The 19,200-nt window shown below is 68.5% G+C and carries 16 protein-coding genes and 1 pseudogene; 2 read left to right on the forward strand and 15 right to left on the reverse strand.

All coding sequences use genetic code 11. From position 1 onward, the window contains the following. Position 1: 1 nt before the first annotated feature. The 14 genes and pseudogenes from RZE79_RS04900 to gspG all read right to left on the reverse strand — a co-directional run bounded on the left by RZE79_RS04900 (position 2) and on the right by gspG (position 15,681). Entirely contained in the window at positions 2–2,059 is a 2,058-nt protein-coding gene (locus tag RZE79_RS04900) for a LamG-like jellyroll fold domain-containing protein (RefSeq protein ID WP_319359258.1), read from the reverse strand. 591 nt (positions 2,060–2,650) lie between these two features. Further along, a pseudogene (locus RZE79_RS04905) lies at positions 2,651–3,726 on the reverse strand (IS110 family transposase). A gap of 285 nt (positions 3,727–4,011) precedes the next feature. Beyond that, positions 4,012–4,911, reverse strand: a complete 900-nt coding sequence (locus tag RZE79_RS04910) for a 5'-nucleotidase (protein ID WP_319359259.1) — start codon at positions 4,909–4,911, stop codon at positions 4,012–4,014. A 22-nt stretch (positions 4,912–4,933) separates the two neighbouring features. After that, a complete protein-coding gene (gene gspF, locus RZE79_RS04915) occupies positions 4,934–6,178 on the reverse strand; it encodes a type II secretion system inner membrane protein GspF (protein WP_319359260.1) in 1,245 nt (414 codons plus the stop codon). A 9-nt stretch (positions 6,179–6,187) separates the two neighbouring features. Beyond that, positions 6,188–7,579, reverse strand: a complete 1,392-nt coding sequence (locus tag RZE79_RS04920) for an ATPase, T2SS/T4P/T4SS family (RefSeq protein ID WP_319359261.1) — start codon at positions 7,577–7,579, stop codon at positions 6,188–6,190. Positions 7,580–7,606: 27 nt separating this feature from the next. Next, entirely contained in the window at positions 7,607–9,937 is a 2,331-nt protein-coding gene (gene gspD, locus RZE79_RS04925; RefSeq protein WP_319359262.1) for a type II secretion system secretin GspD, read from the reverse strand. A 7-nt stretch (positions 9,938–9,944) separates the two neighbouring features. Next, positions 9,945–10,748: a type II secretion system protein N gene (gene gspN, locus RZE79_RS04930; RefSeq protein ID WP_153280522.1), complete on the reverse strand. Its 804-nt coding sequence runs from the start codon at positions 10,746–10,748 to the stop codon at positions 9,945–9,947. A gap of 22 nt (positions 10,749–10,770) precedes the next feature. Further along, the gene (gene gspM, locus RZE79_RS04935) at positions 10,771–11,325 is read right to left on the reverse strand and encodes a type II secretion system protein GspM (RefSeq protein ID WP_319359263.1); all 555 of its coding nucleotides are present in this window, start codon (positions 11,323–11,325) and stop codon (positions 10,771–10,773) included. Beyond that, on the reverse strand, positions 11,322–12,533 hold the full coding sequence (gene gspL / locus RZE79_RS04940; protein WP_319359264.1) for a type II secretion system protein GspL: 1,212 nt from the start codon (positions 12,531–12,533) through the stop codon (positions 11,322–11,324). Before gspL ends, gspM begins: the two co-directional genes overlap by 4 nt. 129 nt (positions 12,534–12,662) lie before the next feature. After that, on the reverse strand, positions 12,663–13,697 hold the full coding sequence (gspK, locus tag RZE79_RS04945) for a type II secretion system minor pseudopilin GspK (protein WP_319359265.1): 1,035 nt from the start codon (positions 13,695–13,697) through the stop codon (positions 12,663–12,665). Then, a complete protein-coding gene (locus RZE79_RS04950; protein ID WP_319359266.1) occupies positions 13,694–14,383 on the reverse strand; it encodes a prepilin-type N-terminal cleavage/methylation domain-containing protein in 690 nt (229 codons plus the stop codon). The genes gspK and RZE79_RS04950 overlap by 4 nt, the downstream gene beginning before the upstream one ends. Further along, entirely contained in the window at positions 14,383–14,763 is a 381-nt protein-coding gene (gspI, locus tag RZE79_RS04955; protein WP_319359267.1) for a type II secretion system minor pseudopilin GspI, read from the reverse strand. The genes RZE79_RS04950 and gspI overlap by 1 nt, the downstream gene beginning before the upstream one ends. Then, a complete protein-coding gene (locus RZE79_RS04960; RefSeq protein ID WP_373696541.1) occupies positions 14,760–15,266 on the reverse strand; it encodes a prepilin-type N-terminal cleavage/methylation domain-containing protein in 507 nt (168 codons plus the stop codon). Before RZE79_RS04960 ends, gspI begins: the two co-directional genes overlap by 4 nt. After that, positions 15,241–15,681 (reverse strand): type II secretion system major pseudopilin GspG, encoded by a 441-nt coding sequence (gene gspG / locus RZE79_RS04965; protein WP_056573020.1) that lies wholly within the window; start codon positions 15,679–15,681, stop codon positions 15,241–15,243. The genes RZE79_RS04960 and gspG overlap by 26 nt, the downstream gene beginning before the upstream one ends. Positions 15,682–15,731: 50 nt before the next feature. Here gspG and RZE79_RS04970 point away from each other — a divergent pair, with 50 nt between their 5' ends. Beyond that, a complete protein-coding gene (locus RZE79_RS04970) occupies positions 15,732–16,364 on the forward strand; it encodes a type II secretion system protein N (RefSeq protein ID WP_319359269.1) in 633 nt (210 codons plus the stop codon). A 27-nt stretch (positions 16,365–16,391) separates the two neighbouring features. Here RZE79_RS04970 and ilvA read toward each other — a convergent pair whose 3' ends face one another. Beyond that, complete coding sequence (gene ilvA, locus RZE79_RS04975; RefSeq protein ID WP_319359270.1) at positions 16,392–17,957, reverse strand: threonine ammonia-lyase, biosynthetic; 1,566 nt, start codon at positions 17,955–17,957, stop codon at positions 16,392–16,394. Positions 17,958–18,030: 73 nt separating this feature from the next. On the opposite strand from ilvA, the gene RZE79_RS04980 reads away from it, so the two are divergent. Further along, positions 18,031–19,161 carry a hypothetical protein gene (locus RZE79_RS04980; protein WP_319359271.1) on the forward strand — a complete coding sequence of 377 codons (1,131 nt, stop codon included), beginning with the start codon at positions 18,031–18,033 and terminating at the stop codon, positions 19,159–19,161. The last annotated feature ends 39 nt before the right edge of the window (positions 19,162–19,200 follow it).

Genomic DNA, 19,200 nt, shown 5'->3' on the forward strand with positions numbered 1-19,200 from the left:
ATCAGGGGGCGAGCACCGACAGCGGCTGGCCCGAGGTGTAGATGGCCGTGAGCTCTTCGGCGGTGAGCGCGCGGTTCCAGATCGCGAAGTCGTTGAAGTCCATCGCGCCGCGCGGCGAAGCCGACCAGCGCTGGTAGTACAGGCCGGTGGCGTCTTCGTTCAGGGCGAGGCCCTTGCCCAGGCCGCCGAGCGCGGCGACCAGTGCCGTAGAGAGCGCGACGCTGCCTGCCTGCGTGCCCTTCACGGGGTCGAACACATAGCCGCGCATGTTCTTGCCGGCCTTGTCGACGACCATCGCCACGTAGACCCAGCGGCCTGCGCTCAGGAAGTGCTTGCCCTTGATCTCGCCGCGGCCGCTGCCGGTGCCGGTGTTGAAGCGCAGCTCGCAGTTGCTGAACAGGCCGAGCGCAAGGCCTGCGTTGTCGCCGCTGTCGTAGTTCTTGTTGGCGATGACCGAGGCACCGTTGCTCACGCCCTGGCTGCAGGTGGCGTCGGTGCGCAGCCAGAAGCCGAAGGTGAAGGCGGCCACGGCTGCAGACGTGGTCACGTCGCGCGTCTGCAGCAGCTTGTAGCCGGCCATGCCGCTCGCGTTCTTGATGCGGCTGTCCACGCGCAACGCCTGCACGCGGTAGGGCGGCTGGAAGTTGTCGTCGGCCACGAGTGAACCGCTGTCCGCATCCGCAGCCATGGGCACGAGCGTCGCGGTGGCGTTGAGGTCCAGCGCGGGCAGTGCGTCGAGCGGGAACAGATTGACCAGGCCCACCTTCACGTAGGCGATCTGCGCGGAGATCGAGACGCTGGCGCCACCGGCGGCGACCGTGTACTGGAACGCGTAGAGGCCATCGGCCGCGGCCTTGACGGGGTCGGTGTAGCGCGTGGCGCCAGCCGGCAGCGTGGCGATCGGCTTGCCGTCGCGCAGCACCTGCACGGGGCCGCCGATGTCGCCTGCGAGCGTCCACGAGAGCTCGATGCTGCTGCGGTCGGCGCTGGTGCGGGCCGCGAGCTGCTGCACGGCGGTGGTGGCTTGCAGGGCCTGGCCGTTGAAGTTGTAGGCCGCGGTTGCGGGCAGTGCGCCGAGGTGGCGCAGCACCGTGGGCGCGATGTCGGTCGCGGCGGCCGACTGGCGCAGGGCGTTGTCGTCGGTCGGCGAGGCGGCGCCGACGGCGGGCAGCGCGGGCAAGGTCTTGTTGCTGGCGATGAAGACGGTCTTGTTGTCGATGTCCTTCAAGCTGGTCACGCCGCCGAAGGTGTCGAGGCCGTGGCCGGTCGTGAGGATCACGAGCCAGTCTTCCTTCGCATCGTTGGCCGTGCGTTGCGCGATGCGCGCGAGCAGCTGGCCGACAGCGGCTGCGGTGTCGGAGACGGCGCGCTGGTAGCTGTCGCTGCGCAGGCCGTTGGCGGCTGCGGCGGCGGGCGCGCTGTACTGCGCGACCAGCAGGTCGTAGCCCGCGCCGATGAGCCGCGTGGTGTTGGCGGTCACGCAGGCGTCGGCACCGGCGCAGTCGACGGCGGTGTCGAGCGTGCCGGTTTCCGCGAGCAGCAGGTTCGGATACAGCGTGTTGGCGGTGACCGATGCGGTCAGGTAGCCCGCGTCTTTCTTCTGCTTCACGAAGGCGAAGACGGAGGGCGCGAGCTTGGCGTCGATGCGCTGGTCCGCGGTGTCGGCACGCACCGCGTGGCGCGGCACCCAGGTGCCGGTCAGCAGCGTGGCCCAGCCGGGGCCGTCGGTGGCGGGCTGTTCGCTGAGCGCGCCATCGGTGCCGCCGGTCCATGCGGGCGCGAGCTGCAGCGATTGCAGTGCGGCCGGCACCTTCTTTTGTGCGATGGCTTCGCGCAGCGCTGCATGCGTGAGTCCATCAATCTCGACGATCAGCGCCTTGGGGCCGCTCTTGCCTTCGTTGGGCGTACTGGCCGGAGGCGGCGTTGGCGTGCCACTGATCGGGGGAAAGGCAACGCCACCGCCGCCTCCACCACCGCAGGCCGCGAGCGCGGCGGAAATTGCAAGGGGCAACAGCCAGCGCGTGAGGGGCGCGGCGTGCGTGGAAGGAGTCGGACGCATCGGAAAAGCCGTTCGGTTCTTGTTGTCTGTCGAAGGAGGTGAAAGACCGGCGCGAAAAAAAAGTGCCACGAAGGCACTGCGCACCGGACAGGCGACAAGACTAGGGAGAACCCGTTACTCGGCAGTGAACGAGCGATGACAGTGGGACGAAACGCGTGTGACAACGCGCTGGTCTTTGAGGTTGCTAGAGAAGGACTGTGGCGCGAGCACAGGACATCGGGTACTCCCCTCCGCGAATGTCCTCCGGCCTGCGGCCTCCCCCTTTACCGGGACTTCTCGCGCGGTCAAGCACGGGTTCAGGGTTGTTTTCTTGCCATGCTGTATTGCCTGCAAGGCGGTGAGGAACCAGGCGCAACGAAACGAGGAACAGACTGCACATCTACCGACGGTCTTGTTGCACTGGCACTTGGCCGTGCGGACCCAGATACGAACCGCTCAGCGGGGCTCCATTCATTTCTCGTGATGCCCATTTCGATCGGCATCACCAAGGGGGAGTCGAGCTTGCCCGCTGCCGGTCTGACCTGTTCATTGCATCTTGGAACTCACGTCTGGCAAACAAATAGACAACAAAGGCTTTTCAAACGGATCGCGCTACACCGCGATGACCGCAGCGACAGCGCCTGGTGGTTTGGTACTGACGTGGTGCGCATCGAAGGCCCGCCCGCGTGCGAATACCGCCCACAGGATGCGCGCATTCTTGTTGGCCAACGCCACCACGGCCTTCTGCCAGCCAGAGCGCTCGCGCAAGGCCTGCACCCAGCGCGAGATCGGATCGTCGCGTCTGTGCGCCGTCAACACGATCGACTTGGCCCCCTGGATCAGCAGCGTGCGCAGGTACGCGTCGCCTCGCTTGGTAATGCGCCCCAGGTTGTTCTTGCCACCGCTGGAATTCTGTCGGGGCGTCAGACCCAGCCAGGCGCCGAACTGCGCACCGTTCTTGAATTGCTTGAAGTCGCCCACGGTAGCCACCACCGCGGATGCCGTGACCGGCCCCACGCCCACAACTGCTCGGCCTGGCGCACCTGATCGCTGGCCTTGCCGTGTGCGGCGATGCGCTCGTCGCACCATCGCAGGTGTGCATCGAGTTCTTGCCATTGCGCATAGGCCCGCTGCAGCGTCAACCGGGCCAGAGCGCCCAGTTCATTGCTGGCATCTTCCATCGCGTCGGGAAGCGCCTGGCGCAACGCCTCAGGGCTTTGGGCGAACACCAATCCGAACTCCGCCAACAGGCCCCGGATGCGGTTGATGCAGGCGGTACGGTCCGCCTTGACGCCCTCTCGCAGGCGGTGGATGCACAGCATGCTTTGCTGCTCCACGCTCTTGATCGGCACGAAGTGCATGTGCGGGCGCGAGGCGGCCTCGCAGATGGCAGCGGCATCGTTGGCGTCGTTCTTGCCGCTCTTGCCTTGCAGGCGATAGGGCACGACGTGCGGGGCTGCGATGATGCGAGCATCCAGCCCCAAGGCCTGCAGCTTGCGCGCCCAGTAATGGGCGCTGGAGCTGGCCTCCATGGCAACCAGGCAGCCCGCGGGCAGTTGCGCGCACCAAGCCAGGAATTTATCGCGTGCCAAGGCGCGCCCGGTGACGCGCAAGCCCGCGGCATCGACCGCAAAGACCTGGATCACGCGCTTTGCCAAATCCACGCCGACTCGGGTAATCTCGTTCATGGGGCTTCTCCTTTCAAAGGTTTCAGATTGACTTCGCAAATCAATCTTGGCACTCGATGCCGTGACCAGAAAGCGAGAAGTCCCTTCGCATTCATTTCGCTGCGGGGAGTACCCAGTGCCCTGCGCACGAGGGCACGCTGCTGGTGTGCAGCCGATCAACGACTGCCCCTCGCAACGATCACGCTGATGGGGTGCCTTGCGCAGCGAAATCAAGGAGGAGCCCGAAGGGCGGGGGACATTCGCGGAGCAAGGTGCCCCGTCGGCGGGATCGCGCCCTGAACGGCGTCAGGGCTCGTTGCTGATGCCGCTCGACACATGCCCCGCAGGCACATGCCGCGAGGCCGCGTCGACGTGACCGGTCTGGTCGTCGAAGAAGAAGTCGGGCTCGAACTCGCGCAGGAACTCGCCCTTGGGCAGGCCGCCGAGGAACATCGCTTCGTCGACGCGGATGTTCCACTTCATGAGCGTGCGGATCGCGCGCTCGTGTGCCGGTGCGCTGCGCGCCGTGACCAGTGCGGTGCGGATGCGCATCTGCGCATTGCCGGCCATCTGCAGCCGATGCAATGCCATCAGCAGCGGCTTGAACGGGCCTTCGGGCAGGGGCAGGTCGGCCTTGCTGAGTTCGTGCGCCTGGAAGGCGTCGAGGCCCTCGGCCTGGAACACGCGCTCGGCTTCGTCGCTGAACAGCACGGCGTCGCCGTCGAAGGCGATGCGCACTTCGTTCGGCCATGCATCGCTGGCCTTCACCGATTCGACGAGCACGCGGGCGGCGGGAAAGCCCGCGGCGAGCGCCTCACGCACGTCTTGCGCGTTGACCGACAGGAACAGGTGCGCGCGCAGCGGTCGCAGGTAGCCGAAGGGCGGGCGGCCTTGGGTGAACACGCCGCGCTGCAGCTTGATGTCGGCCGCCGCGCTCGACTTGAAGATGCGCATGCCCGACACCGGGTCGTTGCGCGAGAGGATGACCACCTCGACGCGCTGCACGCCGTCGTCGTTGAAGCGCAGCAGCTTGCGGATCAGCGAGTACGCGATGCCGGGGGCCGCGGGCACGTCGATGCGGTCGAGCTGCAGCTTCATGTAGCCCTCGTTGTCGCCGGCCTCGAAGATCTTGTTTTCTTCTTCGAGGTTGAACAGGGCGCGCGAGGAGATCGCGACCACGAGTTTGTCTTCGAGCGTTACGGGCATGTGAGGGGCTCCCCGTCCGTCGTCACTTGACGAACTGGTTCAGCTGAATGATGGGCAGCATCACGGCCAGCACGATGAGCATGACCACGCCGCCCATGGCGACGATGAGCAGCGGCTCGAGGATGGTGGCCAGGTGCATCGCGCGGCGCTGCACTTCGGCGCCCAGTTGGTTGGCAGCGCGTTGCAGCATCACGGGCAGTGTGCCGGTCTGCTCGCCCAGGCGCGCGAACATCGACACCAGCCCAGGGAAGCGCTTTTTCTGCGCCAGCGCCGAGGCCAGCGGCGCACCTTCGCGCACCAGCACCAGCGCGTCGAGCGCGTCGGCGCGCATGGCGCGGTTGCCCAGCGTTTCGGACGCCGCCTGCAGCGCGCGCAGGATGGGCACGCCGGCTGTGGCCAGCATGGCGAGCGTGCTCGCGAAGCGCGCCGCGTTGTAGCCGCGCGCGAGCTTGCCGACCAGCGGCAGCTTGAGCCAGGCGGCATCGAACTTGAGGCGGAAGGCTTCCTGCGCCAGTGCGACACGCACGCCGACGGCCGCGATCACGATGGCGCCCAGCATCCACCAGCCGTAGTTGCGCACGGCCGCGCTCAGCGACAGCATCACGGTCGTGAGAAAGGGCAGCGAGCGCTTGGTGCCCGCGAACACCTGTGCGACTTGCGGCACCACGTAGCTCACGAGGAAGATCACGATGACGATCGCCACCAGCGTGACGATGGCCGGGTACAGCGCGGCGCCGATCAGCTTCTGTTGCAGCACCTGGCGCTCTTCGAGGTCGTCGGCGAGGCGTTCGAGCACGAGCCCGAGGTTGCCGCTCTGCTCGCCGGCGCCGATCACGGCGGTGTAGATGGGCGAGAACTCGCGCGGGTGCGCCGACAGCGCGCGCGCGAAGGGCGAGCCCGCGTTGACTTCGGCGCGCAGCGAGGCGACGAGGTTGCGTTGGGGTTCCGATTCGGCTTCGTCGGTGAGGGCAGTGAGCGCGCGTTCCAGCGGCAGTCCGGCCGAAATGAGGCCGGCGAGCTGGCGCGTCCACACGGCGAGGTTCGTCGAGTTGAAGACCCGCTTGCCGCCGCCGAGCCAGCGCGTGAGCGCGTTGCTGCCGGCACCGCCACCGCCGGTCGCATCGCCGCTGCCGACCGGCTTGACCGACAGCGGAATGAGCGCCTGCGCCCGCAGCAGGCCGCGTGCGGCGCGTGCGGTGTCGGCCTCAAGCACGCCTTCGCGCGACTGGCCGCTGGCATCGATGGCTTCGAAGGAATAGGCGGGCATCGCGGGTCGTTACTCGCGGGTGACGCGCAGCAGTTCGGCGCGCGAGGTGATGCCGGCCTGCACCAGCCGTTCGCCGTCTTCGCGCATGGAGCGCAGGCCGCCGCGTGCGCCGGCTTCGAACAGCGCGCTCTCTGCGGCCTTGCCGTGGATGAGCGCCTGCACCTCGTCGTCGGCCACGAGCAGCTCGAAGATGCCGGTGCGGCCCTGGTAGCCGGTCTGGCCGCAGACCTCGCAGCCCGGGCCGCCGCAGGCCGTGCAGACCTTGCGCACGAGGCGCTGGGCCAGTACGCCGAGCAGCGACGAGCTCAGGAGGAAGGGCTCCACGCCCATGTCGGTGAGGCGCGTGACGGCGCTCACCGAGTCGTTGGTGTGCAGCGTGGCCAGCACGAGGTGACCGGTGAGCGAGGCCTGGATGGCGATCTGCGCGGTTTCGAAGTCGCGGATTTCGCCGATCATGATCACGTCGGGGTCTTGCCGCAGGATGGCGCGCAGGGCTTTGGCAAAGGTGAGTTCGATCTTCGCGTTGATCTGCGTCTGGCCCACACCCGGCAGCTCGTACTCGATCGGATCTTCGACCGTCATGATGTTGCTGCGGCTCGCATCGAGGCGCGCCAGCGCGGCATACAGCGTGGTGGTCTTGCCCGAGCCCGTGGGGCCGGTCACAAGGATGATGCCGTGCGGCTGCGCAATCAGCTTTTCGAAGCGCGCCAGCGAGTCGCCCTGCATGCCCACCGATTCGAGCGTGAGCTTCGATTCGCTCTTGTCCAGCAGGCGCAGCACAGCGCGTTCGCCGTGCGCGCTGGGCAGCGTCGACACCCGCACGTCGACCGCGCGCGTACCGATGCGCAAGGAGATGCGCCCGTCCTGCGGCAGCCGCTTCTCGGAGATGTCGAGGTCGGCCATGATCTTCAGGCGCGAGATCAGCGCGGCGTGCAGTGCGCGGTTGGGCTGCACCACTTCGCGCAAGGTGCCGTCGATGCGAAAGCGCACGGACGACGTGCGCTCGTAGGGCTCGATGTGGATGTCGCTGGCGCCGTCGCGCGCGGCCTGCGTGAGGAGCGCGTTGAGCATGCGGATGATGGGCGCGTCGCCGGCGCTGGCCAGCAGGTCTTCGACGGCCGGCAGCTCCTGCATCATGCGCGAGAGGTCGGCGTCGTTCTGCACTTCGCTGACCACCGCGGCGGCGCTCGATTCGCCCTGGGCGTAGGCGGCGCTGATGCGTTGGGCGAGCGGGCCGGCGTCGAGCACCTCGAAGGCCTGCACGCCGTACTTGCGGGTCACTTCACCGACCGCGCTGCGCGCCGGGTGGGCAGACATCCACAGCGTGTGGCGGCCGTCGTCCGTGGCTTCGAGCAGCAGTTGCTGGCTGCGGGCGAACGCGTAGGGCAGGGGATAGCGCATGGGGGGCTGGCGTGTGCGGGACGGGGTTCAGGGCGACTCGCGCGAGCTGGTCGGGTCGGAGGTGGGCGGCAGCGCGCCGCGCAGCGGGCTGGGTGCGAGCCGGCGGTTGTCGATGGCCGGGCGCGGCGGCGGGATCAGCTGCGTGCCTTCCATGCGGGTCTGGCCGCTCTTCTTGCTGTTGTCGTCGTTGATGCGGTTGATGCGCACCAGCGGCGCCTCGGGCAGCACGGGCGCCGAGTCGACGCCGCGCAGCATGATGTTGTCGGTGTTGGGCTGCGTGCGCTGCTGCATGCCGCGGATCTCGTCGTAGCGGTCGTAGGCGAAGGCTTCGGTGGAGGCGCCGTCGCGCATCACGGCGGGGCGCAGGAACATCATGAGGTTGCTCTTTTCGCGCGTACGGGTTTCGTTCTTGAACAGGTTGCCGAGTACCGGGATGTCGCCGGCGACCGGCACCTTCTCGATGTTGTTGCCGTAGGTGTCCGACAGCAGGCCGCCGAGCATCACGAGGCCGCCGTCTTCGACCAGCACGCTCGATTCGATGGAGCGCTTGTTGGTGGTCGGGCCATTCGGGTCCTTGGCCGTGTTCTGGTCGACCGTGGAGGTCTCCTGGAAGATGGTCATCTTCACGGTGCCGTTCTCGTTGATCGTCGGGCGCACGCGCAGGGTGAGGCCCACGTCCTTGCGTTCCACCGTGGTGAACGGGTTGATGCCGACCGAGCCCGAGGTGCTGGCGTACTGGCCGGTCACGAAGGGCACGTTCTGGCCGATGACGATCTTGGCTTCTTCGTTGTCCAGGGTCAGCAGGTTGGGCGTGGACAGCACGTTGGCGTCGCCGTCGCTGTTGAAGAAGTTGGCGATGGCGCCCAGGATGTACTGGCCGCCGATCTTGCCGGCGATGCCCAGGTTCAGGCCGGTGGACGGCCGGATGTTGGCCACGTCGCGCGTGGCCAGGGCCTGCGTCAGCGCCAGGATGTTGGCGCTGGCCAGGCTGGAGTTGGTGCCGATGACGGCGTTGTTGCCCAGCGCGCTCTGCCACTGCACGCCGAAGTTGGCGGCCTTCTTGGCGCTGACCTCGACGATGAGCGCTTCGATCATCACCTGTGCGCGGCGGCCGTCGAGCTTGTCGATCACGGCGCGCATCTGGCGGTACTGCGGTTCGGGCGCGGTGATGATCAGCGAGTTGGTGCTCGGGTCGGCCTGGATCTGGCCGCCGGTGGAGGGCTGGTTGGCGTTGTTCAGCGGCGCGTTGGCCGCAGCCGAACCGCCGCCCTGGTTGTTGCCGCCGAAGCTGGCCTGCATCTGCTGCGGCATGCTGGCCGGCGGCGCCGACGAGCCGGCGCTGCCCGCGGCACCGGGCGCGCCCGGCACCTGCGACTGCTGCTGGCTCGCGGCCATGGCGGCGCGCAGCGTGGCTGCGAGGCGCACCGCGTCGGCGTTCTTCAGGTAGACCACGTAGATGTTGCCGGCCGCGCCGTTGCTGCTTTCTGCGGGCGGGCGATCGAGCTTCTCGACCAGCGTGCGCACGAGCTGCACGCGCGCCGGGTTGGCAGCGCGAAGAATCAGCGAGTTGCTGCGCGGGTCGGCCATCAGCGTGGTGCGGAACGAGGCGTCGGCCCCGCCCGGCGCGGCGGCGCCCGGCGTGCTCGCACCGCCGCCGTCGACCAGCCGCGTGACCAGCGGCACCATGTCGGTGGCCACCGAATGTTTGAGCTGGATGACTTCGATGTCGGACGCGTTGGGCACGTCGAGCGACGCGATGATGCGCGCCAGCCGGCGCATGTTGTCGGCGTAGTCGGTGATCACGAGCGAGTTGTTGCCCGGGTTCACGTTGATGGTGTTGTTCGGCGGAATCAGCGGGCGCAGCACCGGCAGCAGGCTGTTGGCCGACTCGTAGTTCAGGCGAAAGATCTGCGTGACGATCTGGTTGCCCGCGGCCGAGCTGGCGCCGCTGATGGAGGTGTTGACGGTGCTGGTCTGCAGCTTGGCGTCGGCCTCGGGCACCACCTTGAACAGGCCGTCGGCCTCGACCACCGCGAAGCCCTGCAGGCGCAGCGCAGCGGCAAACTGGTTGAACGCGGCGGCCGGCGCCAGCGGGCGGTCGGTGACCAGGTTCATGGTGCCCTTCACGCGCGGATCGACCACCACGTCGCGCCCGGTAACCACCGCCATGGTGCGCGCCACGGCCTCGATGTCGGCGGCGGCAAAGTTGAGCGTGATCGGTTCGCCGCGCCGCGGGGCGTCGCCGGTCTGCGCGTAGGCGGCCGGCAGAACCGGCACGAACGACGCCGCGATCAGCAGGCGTACCGCGAGCGCGACGAGGCCGGGGCGGGCGCCGGACGAGGACAGAGGCTTCTTCATGGTCGGATCAACCCAGGGTGATGATCGAGCGCGCACCGTCGCGCCGCCCGATGATGTTCAACAAATTGGAAAGTGCGTCTTCGCGGCCCGGTGCCGCGCTGGCTTCGCCGTTGAAGCGCAACGCGGTGCCGCTCCAGCTGCCGCTGCCGTTCAGTTCGAGGCTGCCTTCGCGCGTGCTCAGCAGCAGCGTGGGACGCGTGCCGCCTTCGAGCGACAGGCGGTAGCTGCCCATCGGCCGCAGGGTCGACAGGGCGGACGAGACATCGGTGGCGTCGAGCGTGGCCTGGCCTTCGATGCGCAATGCGGGACCGTCCCACTGCATGGCGAAGGCGCGGGTGTTGAGGTCGAGCGCGCCTTCGAGCTTGAGGGTGTTCCAGGGCGCGCCCAGGCCGGTGAGCAGCGTGGCGGGCCAGCGCGAGCGGGCGTCCTGCCATGTGAGCTGCAGGCCGTCGGCGCGCGGGCTGGCTTGCAGGCCGAGCGGTTGCGCCGCGCAGCAGGACAGGTCGAGGCGCGCCGAGAGGCCGCGCCAGTTGGGCCACATGCGCCAGTTCAGAAGGCCGGGCAGCGAGACGGCCTGCGCGCCGCCGGCGCCGCTGGCGAACACGACAGCGGCGGTGCCGTTCCAGACCGTGCCGCGCGGGTTGACCAGCAGCAGGCGGCCTTGCGTCCAGCCCGAGAGCGCCGAGGCCAGCCAGCGTGCCGGTGCGAACAGCACGACCGCGACCAGCACGCCGGTGACGGCGCCGAGCACGGCCCAGCGCCAGCTGCCGCGGCGCGGCTGGAGGTCGGGGACCGGAGGGCGTCTCGCCATGCCGTGCGGTGCGTGGGGATGCTTAACGCGGGGCGGGCAGCGCCATCACGAGCGTGCCGTCCCAGCGGGGTTGCGGAGGTTGGTCGGGCGTGGCGGCGGGCGCTGGCTTGGCGCCCGGCGGCGGCGGTGCGACGGGCGCGCGCGTCAGGTGCACTTCGCGCGGCACGGCGTGCGCGTTGCCGCGCGCCTGCGCGAGCCATTGCGCCAGGTTTTGGGCGGGCGCGCCGCGCAGCGTGACGGTGGCGGCGCCGTCGCCACCGGCCGTCATGAGCTGGGCATTCGTGACGCCGAGGCCTTCGCGCACCGAGCTTTCGAGTGCGCGCAACGCGTCGTCGCGCGCCAGCCGCGGTTGCGACTGCAGCGCCTTCGCGCGGTTCTGCAAGGTGGCCATCTGCTGGAGCTGGGCGTCGAGCCGTGCGTGTTCGGCCGGTGCCGCGGCCAGCGTGCGCAGCGCGGGGGCGAGCGCGATCCACCAGAGCAAGGCCAGTGCCACCAGCGCGACGGCGCCGATGACGAGGCGGCGCTCGCGCATCCCGAGGACGGCCCAGCGGGCCTTGAGTTGTTCGCTGAAGTTCATCGGTTGGCCTCGGCCTGCACCAGCAGCAGATCGCCTTCGGTGCGCACCTGGTAGCCGCGCGGCGACAGCACGCTGGTGATCTGCGTGACCTCCTGCGGCTGCAGCCCGAGGCCGCGCAGGCGCAGCTGGCCGGCGCTGAAATCGATCGCGCTCGGGGAGCGGCCGGACGGCAGGGCGGCGGCGATGGCGCCGACCATGGGTTCGAAATCGCTCGGTGCCACGTCGCCCACGGCCTGTTGCAACGCGGCGACCTCGCGGCCCATCTGCAGCGGCGCATCGACGACGATCTTCACCGAGGGGAACGTCTGCGTCAGGATGGCGCGCGTGGCCTGGCGCTTGGATTCGAGTGCGTTGCGCTCCTTCCAGGCCCAGGCGTTCAGGCCGATGAGCTGCGTCAGCAGCAGCACCACGATGCCCCAGCGCGCGGCGCGCCATTCGGGCGCGAAGCGCAGCGTCTGCAGTACCGAGGCGAACTTCTTGCCGGCGCGCGCGCGGCCCGTCACGGCGAGGTCGAACTGCGCGAGCTCCCAGGGCGTGCGCGTGGCGTGCAGCCAGCGCTGCGGCGCCTGCACGATCGGCACGCGGCGCTCGAGCAGGTGTTCGGCCGCTTCGGCGACGGCGGGTTCGGTGCTGATCACGGCGGTGTCGAGCGGCAGGCTGTTCGACAGGGCCAGGCCTGCGCCGGCCAGCGGCAGCGAGACCACGCCGTCGCCGTCGCAGACCGTGAGCTGCGGCGCTTCGGCCTCGCCCGTGACCTGCAGCAGCGGTGGCGCATCGGCGGGCTGCGGCGTGAATTCGGGAACGATGCGCACGACGCGCCGGCCGGCGGCTTCGAGCCCTTGCACGACGCTGCGCAGCCAGATGCGGTTGCAGGCCGCGACCCACACAGGCTCGCCGGCCTTGGCGTCGGGTGCGAGCGCGAAGTGCAGGGTTTCCGGCTCGTCAAGCAGGTGCTCTTCGAGCAGGCCGTCGAGCACGGCGCGCAGCTTCGAGGTGCTGCCCATGCTGCCCCTGGGCAGCGTGACGCGGTGCCACGAAAGCGCCGCGGACGGAATGCCGAGCGTGACTTCGGGGCCCGACGGCAGCAGCGTCAGCAGCGCACGGCCCTGGTCGCGCAGGGCGATGCCGTCCTCACCGGCCTGGGCCCAGTCGTACTCACCCGCGGCATCGGCCGGAGGGAGGGGAGCAATGAGCAGCAGCGGGGTCATGTAGGGGGTGTCGGAAAAGCCGGAGATTGTAGGGGGTGGCTTACAAGTTGTTGCTATTGTTTGAATAGCATACCTTGCAGAGACTACGTGCGTTTGACGGTGTTTTGAGCAGTCAAAAGTAAATGGAACTCAGGGTTTTGCCGGAGGCGTGGTGGCGCCCGCGCCACGCGTGCGCCAGACGGTGGTCACGGCCAGGCCCTTGCGAAAGAGCAGCGAGTGCTCTTCGACCCACGTGCGATCGAGCCGCAGCCGGCCGTACACCTCGAAATACTGGGTGCCCACGCCGTGCTGGGCCGCGTTGAAACGCGAGCCGCCGCTGGGCAGGCCAGCGTTGGCTTCCTCGATGTTCTTGAAGAAGGAGCGGGTGCGTCGCTCCACCAGCTGGCGCGCGCTGGCGATGCCCAGCGACTCCACGCTCGCACTGATGGCCTCGGCACTGGCCGTGTTGAGGTTGAGCGTGGTGCGCTCGGGCAGGATCGTCACGTAGGGCTCGAGCGCGGCGGCGGTGGCGGGCGAGAGGCCGAGCCACACGAGTTGCGCGACTTCCTGCGGCATCAGCGGGGCGGCGCCGGTGTCGGCGCTGGCAGCGCCACCGCCGCTGGCACCACCCGCGGAGGCGGCGTCGGTGGTGCCGGTGTGCAGCGCGCTCGCGAGCCGCGCGGTCATCTGGCTGAGCTCGCCGGCCGGCAGGCCCAGCAGATTGAAGAGGCGCGTGAAGGTGGCGACGCTGGCGGGCACCGGCTTGCCGGCGTCTACCAGTGACAGCACGTTGAGCTTGGACTGCGCGTCGACGATGCGGCCCGACAGGAAGGCGTCGGGCAGGCCTTCGAGGTTGTCGCTGGCCACGTTCTTTTCGGCCGAGAGAAAGCTCGTGAGGCGGGCCTCTTCGAGCGGCACGGCCCACGGCTCGCCGAGGTGGTCCGGGCCGCCGGCGCGGCCGTCTTCGCCGAGGATCAGGCGCGACCAGTCGAGCGCGCCGATCAGTACCCAGGCCGCCTGCACACGCGCGCGCTCGGCGCCTTCGACTTCGGCGGAACGCCACTGCTGCCAGAGCGCCGCGGCGGAAAAGGTGGCGACCAGCATCACGGTCAGCATGGCGGCGAGCAGCGCGGCGCCGGATTGGCGGCGTGCACCTGTCGTGCGATGAGGGCGTGATGCGGTCATGAGCGCGGCCCCCCGAGCGTCGGCCGGACCCAGTCGCGCGTGAGCGTGCCCGAGAGCCCATCGCCGGGCGGCAGGGTCAGCACCAGCCGCACGCCGTCGGGCAGGGCGACGAGTGCGCCGGCCGGGTTGGACGGGTTCGCCGCAGCGAGCGGCAGCGGCTCGGCCGGCACCCAGGCGTTGTTGCGGAAGTACGCGAGCTGCCAGCTGTTGACCGGCATCAACGCCACATCGGTGGCGCCGCCCGCGGGCGTGGCGCCGTCCTGCGCCCAGGCGGCCGCGAGGTTCCAGGCCTGCACCCATTCGCCGCGCGTGGCGAAGGGCGCCGACTGCCAGCGCCGCCAGCGCGTGCCATCGGCGCCGGGGCGCAGCGTCCAGGCGACGACCTGCACGGTCGGCGTGCTGGTGTCGCTGCCGCGGCGCGTCATGCGCAGCACGCGGCCGTCCCAGTCGATCGGGCGGGTCTGCGCGAGCAGGGTGACGGCGTCGAGGTCGGCGCTCCATTGCGCGAGCGTGGCCTGCAGCGTGAGCACCGCGTCGGCGCGCAGCTGGTTCTGCGTGGTGGCGCGCGACATGCTGTCCAGGCCGCGCCAGCTCACGAGTGCAAGCAGCGCCATCACGGCGATGGCGACCAGCAGCTCGATCAGCGTGAAGCCGCGTGCGCGCGAAGGCTTGCGGATGTGCGCCATCAGACGCGCCCCACCACGGTCGAGACGCGCAGCAGCGGCGCGCTGCCTTCGTCGCGCACCTGCACGTCGACGCGCCGGAAGTTCGGGTTGAGCGTGGGCACGGTCGTGGTCGTCACGAGGAAGGTGAGGCCGGCCTGCAGGCAGATCGAGCCCGAGTCGCCGATGGCCGGCATCTGCCGCGACAGGCGCGCCTTGGCAAGTTCGTTCTCGGCGCACAGGCCGGCCAGCACGAGGTCGGACTGGCGTTGCGCATTGCGCGTGAGCGACATCGTGGCTTGCGAGCCGGCCGCGAGCGCGAGCGCGACGATGCCGAGCGCGATCAGCACCTCGATCAGCGTGAAGCCGCGGCTGGAGCCGGCGCGCCGCAGCCGTGGTGTCATGGCACGGCGAACACGGTGAAGGGCCGCAGCCCGTCGGTGGCAACGCGCAGCATGCGCGCGGGCGGGCCTTCGCTGTGCAGCATGACCTGCTGCGCCGGAATGATCGGGTCGGGCCCGAGCTGCAGCGCCGCCACCGGCGTGCCGCCGGCGAGCACAGGCTGGGCCGTGATGCCGGCGTGGATCCAGCCGGTGGGCAGGGCGTCGGCCGGCAGGCCGTCGAAGACGAAGCTGCCGCCTTCGACGAGGCGCCAGCGCACCATGACGCCGCTGGCGCGCGACTGGGCGCGGGCCGATTCGAGCAGGGCGGCGAGGCGGTCGGCCTCGCGGTCGAGCGCGGCGGCGTTGCTGTCGCGCATTGCGAAGCTGACGCTGGCGGTCGCGATGGCGATGATCGCGATCACCACGATCAGCTCCAGCAATGTGAAGCCGCGCACCGCGCGAGGGAGTGGCTGCACGACGCGGCCGAATGCAATGCGCTTACTGCCAGCTGCCGATGTCGGCATTCTTGCCTTCGCCGCCGCTCTGTCCGTCGGCGCCGAAGGAGAGCACGTCGATTTCGCCCTTGATGCCCGGGTTCATGTACTGGTACGGATGGCCCCACGGGTCGTTGGGCAGCTTCTCGACGTAGGGCTTCCAGTTGGGCGCGGCCGGGCCCGCGGTGGGGCGGGTCAGCAGCGACTGCAGGCCCTGTTCGGCGGTCGGGTAGCGCTGGTTGTCGAGGCGGTAGAGCTTGAGCGCCTGCATCAGGTTGTTGATGTCGGTGCGGGCGGCGGTGACGCGGGCATCGTCGGCGCGCTCGATCACGTTCGGCACGATCAGGGCCGCGAGCACGCCGATGATGACAAGCACCACCATGAGTTCGATCAGCGTGAAGCCGCGCTGGGCGGTGCGGGAGACGGAACGAAGGAGTTTGTTCATAGCTTGCGGGGACATGAGGCAGTAAGCGCGCTGCATGATAATCCGCGGCCATGACAAGTCCTTACTCCGCAGCCCGCTGGCATGCCCCACTTGCAACGACGGGGCTTTGGGCGTTGGCCGCAGGCGCCGCGGTGTTCTGGGCGCTGCGTTTGGCGTCGCCGGCCGACGCCGTGGCGGCTGCGGCCACGATGCCGCGCGCACCGGTCGCGGCCGATGCCGAGGCGGTGGCCCGGTTGCTGGGCGTGGTCACGGTGACGTCGAACGCGCCCGTGGCGCCCGAGGCCGCGAGCCGCTTCGCGCTGTCGGGCGTGGTGGCGGACCCGTCGAACCAGGGCGCGGCGCTGATCTCGATCGACGGCAAGCCGCCGCGGCCGTTCCGGGTGGGCTCGAAGGTCGGCGAGAGCTATGTGCTGCAGTCGGTGGGCGTGCGCGCGGCGACGCTCGGTGCCCAGCGCGACGGGCCGGCGGCGTTCACGCTGCAGCTGCCGGTGCGTGCGCCGCTGAGCATGGGGCTGCCGACGCCGCCTGCCGGTCTGCCCACGGTGCAGTCACCTGTGCCGGCCGGGCCGTTGCCGGCCACGATGCCGGCGGTGGCGATGCCGCCGCAGCAGCAACTGCAACCTGCCGCCACGGCGGGCGCCGCGATGGAGCCGCCGCCGCAGGCGCAGAGCCCTGCGCAGTAAGCCCAGCGGTCTCTTTTCTTCTTTCTTTCAGGCCTGAAGGAACAGGCGGTAGGCGGGGTTGGCTGTTTCCTCGACGTACGGATAGCCCAGCGTTTCGAGGAATTCGTCGAAGGCCGCCGACTCTTCGGCCGGCACCTGCAGGCCCACGAGGATGCGCCCGTAGTCGGCGCCCTGGTTGCGGTAATGGAACAGACTGATGTTCCAGTTCGGCCGCATCAGGCTCAGGAACTTGAGCAACGCACCGGGACGTTCGGGGAACACGAAGCGCAGCAGGCGCTCGTCATGCGCCAGCCCCGTGCGACCGCCCACCAGGTGGCGCAGATGCTCCTTGGCGAGTTCGTCGTGCGTGAGGTCGAGCGCATCGAAGCCGTGCTCGATGAAGACCTTCGCGATCGTGGCTGACTCGCCGCGCGCCGAGGTCGTGAGACCGACGAACACGTGGGCCTTGGCTGCGTCACTGATGCGGTAGTTGAACTCGGTCACGCTGCGCGGTGCGCCGCCGGCGGGCAACTCGCTGATGAGTTCGCAAAAACGACGGAAGCTGCCGCGCTCTTCGGGGATGGTCACGGCGAACAACGCTTCGCGCTCTTCGCCGACCTCGGCCCGCTCGGCCACGAAGCGCAGCCGGTCGAAGTTCATGTTGGCGCCGCACAGGATCGCCGCGTAGGTCTCGCCTTGGCGGCCGTGTTCGGCGACGTACTGCTTGATGGCCGCCACGGCCAGCGCACCAGCCGGCTCGACGATGCTGCGTGTGTCGACGAACACGTCCTTGATGGCCGCGCACACGGCGTCGGTGTCGACCGTGATGTAGCTGTCGACCAGGTCCTGCGCGATGCGGAAGGTTTCTTCGCCGACCAGCTTGACGGCCGTACCGTCGGAGAACAGGCCGACGTCGGGCAGGTTCACGCGCTGGTGCGCCGCGACCGATTGCATCATCGCGTCGGAGTCGTTCATCTGAACGCCGATCACCTTGATCTCGGGCCGCACGGCCTTGATGTAGTTGGCCACGCCGGAGATGAGCCCGCCGCCGCCGATCGCCACGAACACCGCATCGAGCGGACCCTGGTGCTGGCGCAGGATTTCCATCGCGATGGTGCCCTGGCCCGCGATGACGTCGGGGTCGTCGAACGGATGGACGAAGGTCAGGCTCTGCTGCGTCTGCAATTCGAGCGCATGCAGGTAGGCGTCGGAATAGCTGTCGCCGTGCAACACGATCTCGCCGCCGAAACCGCGCACCGCATCGATTTTCAATTGCGGCGTGGTCACGGGCATCACGATCACCGCACGCGTGCCGAGCTTGCGCGCGCCGAGCGCAACGCCTTGCGCGTGGTTGCCGGCTGAAGCGCAAATCACGCCGCTCGCCAATTGCGCTTTGCTGAGGTGCGCCATCTTGTTATAGGCGCCGCGCAGTTTGAAACTGAAGACGGGCTGTTGATCCTCGCGCTTGAGCAATACGGTATTGCCGAGCCGTTCGCTGAGTGCGCGCGCCTTCTCCAGAGCGGACTCGACGGCCACGTCGTAGACCCGCGCATTGAGGATTTTTCTGAGATAGTCGGCGGGCGTTAAGGCCGCGGTAACAGGTGCATTGCGCAAGATCTTTTCCAGGGAGTTTTCATTTGCTAACCATCAATCATAAGAGGCATCGGTATTGCATGCGGGGAATGGCATGGACACAAATGTCATAAACCTATTCCGCAAGGCTCCAGCTGCAAATGATTCCGGTTTTTTTGCGCGCACCTATCCCGCGATTCATACGCCCGCTAATTCGATAACGGTTGAGCAGAATTTGTTATCAGTTTCTGTCAGCGACCTTTCGAAAGGACTGATGCAAGCCGAGGCCGCACGCGTGCAACGCGGCGAAATCGGACGGCCCACATGGCAGGTCATGGGCAACAGATTGCGTGCGCACATCGTTCCGTTGCTGGGCGATGTGCAGGCGACCTTGTTCGTGACGGCCGACGTGCAGCGACTGATTGACCACCTCGGCGAGCAAGGCTTCACCAGCACGACGATCGCGCAGTACCTCGTGTTGTTGCGCAAGATCGTGATGCATGGTGTGCACACCGGTGCGGTGCGCGAGGCGCCCGTGTTTCCGAAGATCAAGGTGCGCAGCCAGCCGCGAGGCAGCTTCAGCGTGGCGGAGTACCGCGCCTTGATTGCGGCTGCGCGCAAGTTGCGTGGTCGATCGCATCCGGTGCTTGATCGATTGACGGCTGGCGAGCGTTTCTGGATCGCACGTGAACTGCTCGTCATGCCCGACGAGCTGCCGTGGCTGATCCGCTGGATGGTCAACACCTTCGTGCGCCCCAGCGACATCAAGCTCATGAAGCACAAGCACATAGAGGTCGTGCGCGGCAAGCACGTCTACCTGCGGATGAACCTGCCGGAGACCAAGCGGCACAGTCAGCCCATCGTGAGCCTGCGGCCTGCTGTTCGCGTCTATGAATGTTTGCGCGCTCACCGCGCGGCGCATGGCTTCGGCGGGGCGGAAGACTACATCTTCATGCCGCACCTGAAGAATCGCGAGCACGCGCTGGCGGTTCTCAATTTCTTCTTTCACTGGGTGCTCGAAAAGACGGGGCTTGAGAAGGGGCCGCTGGGTCAATCGAGAACGCTGTATTGCTTGCGCCATACGGCCATCACGTTGCGGCTCTTGTATGGGCAAGGGATCGACATGCTGACCTTGGCGCGCAATGCACGCACGAGCGTCAACATGGTCGAGCGTTTCTACGCCTCGGTGCTGAGCGGAGAAATGAACGTGGGGCTGCTGCAGAGCAGGCGTGGCCGGGTGAGTTGAAGAAGCACAAAAAGCCGCCCGGCGTGAGCCGGGCGGCTT

This window comes from Variovorax sp. EBFNA2 (genome assembly GCF_033802765.1).
GTDB classification, from domain to species: Bacteria; Pseudomonadota; Gammaproteobacteria; order Burkholderiales; family Burkholderiaceae_C; genus Variovorax; species Variovorax paradoxus_H.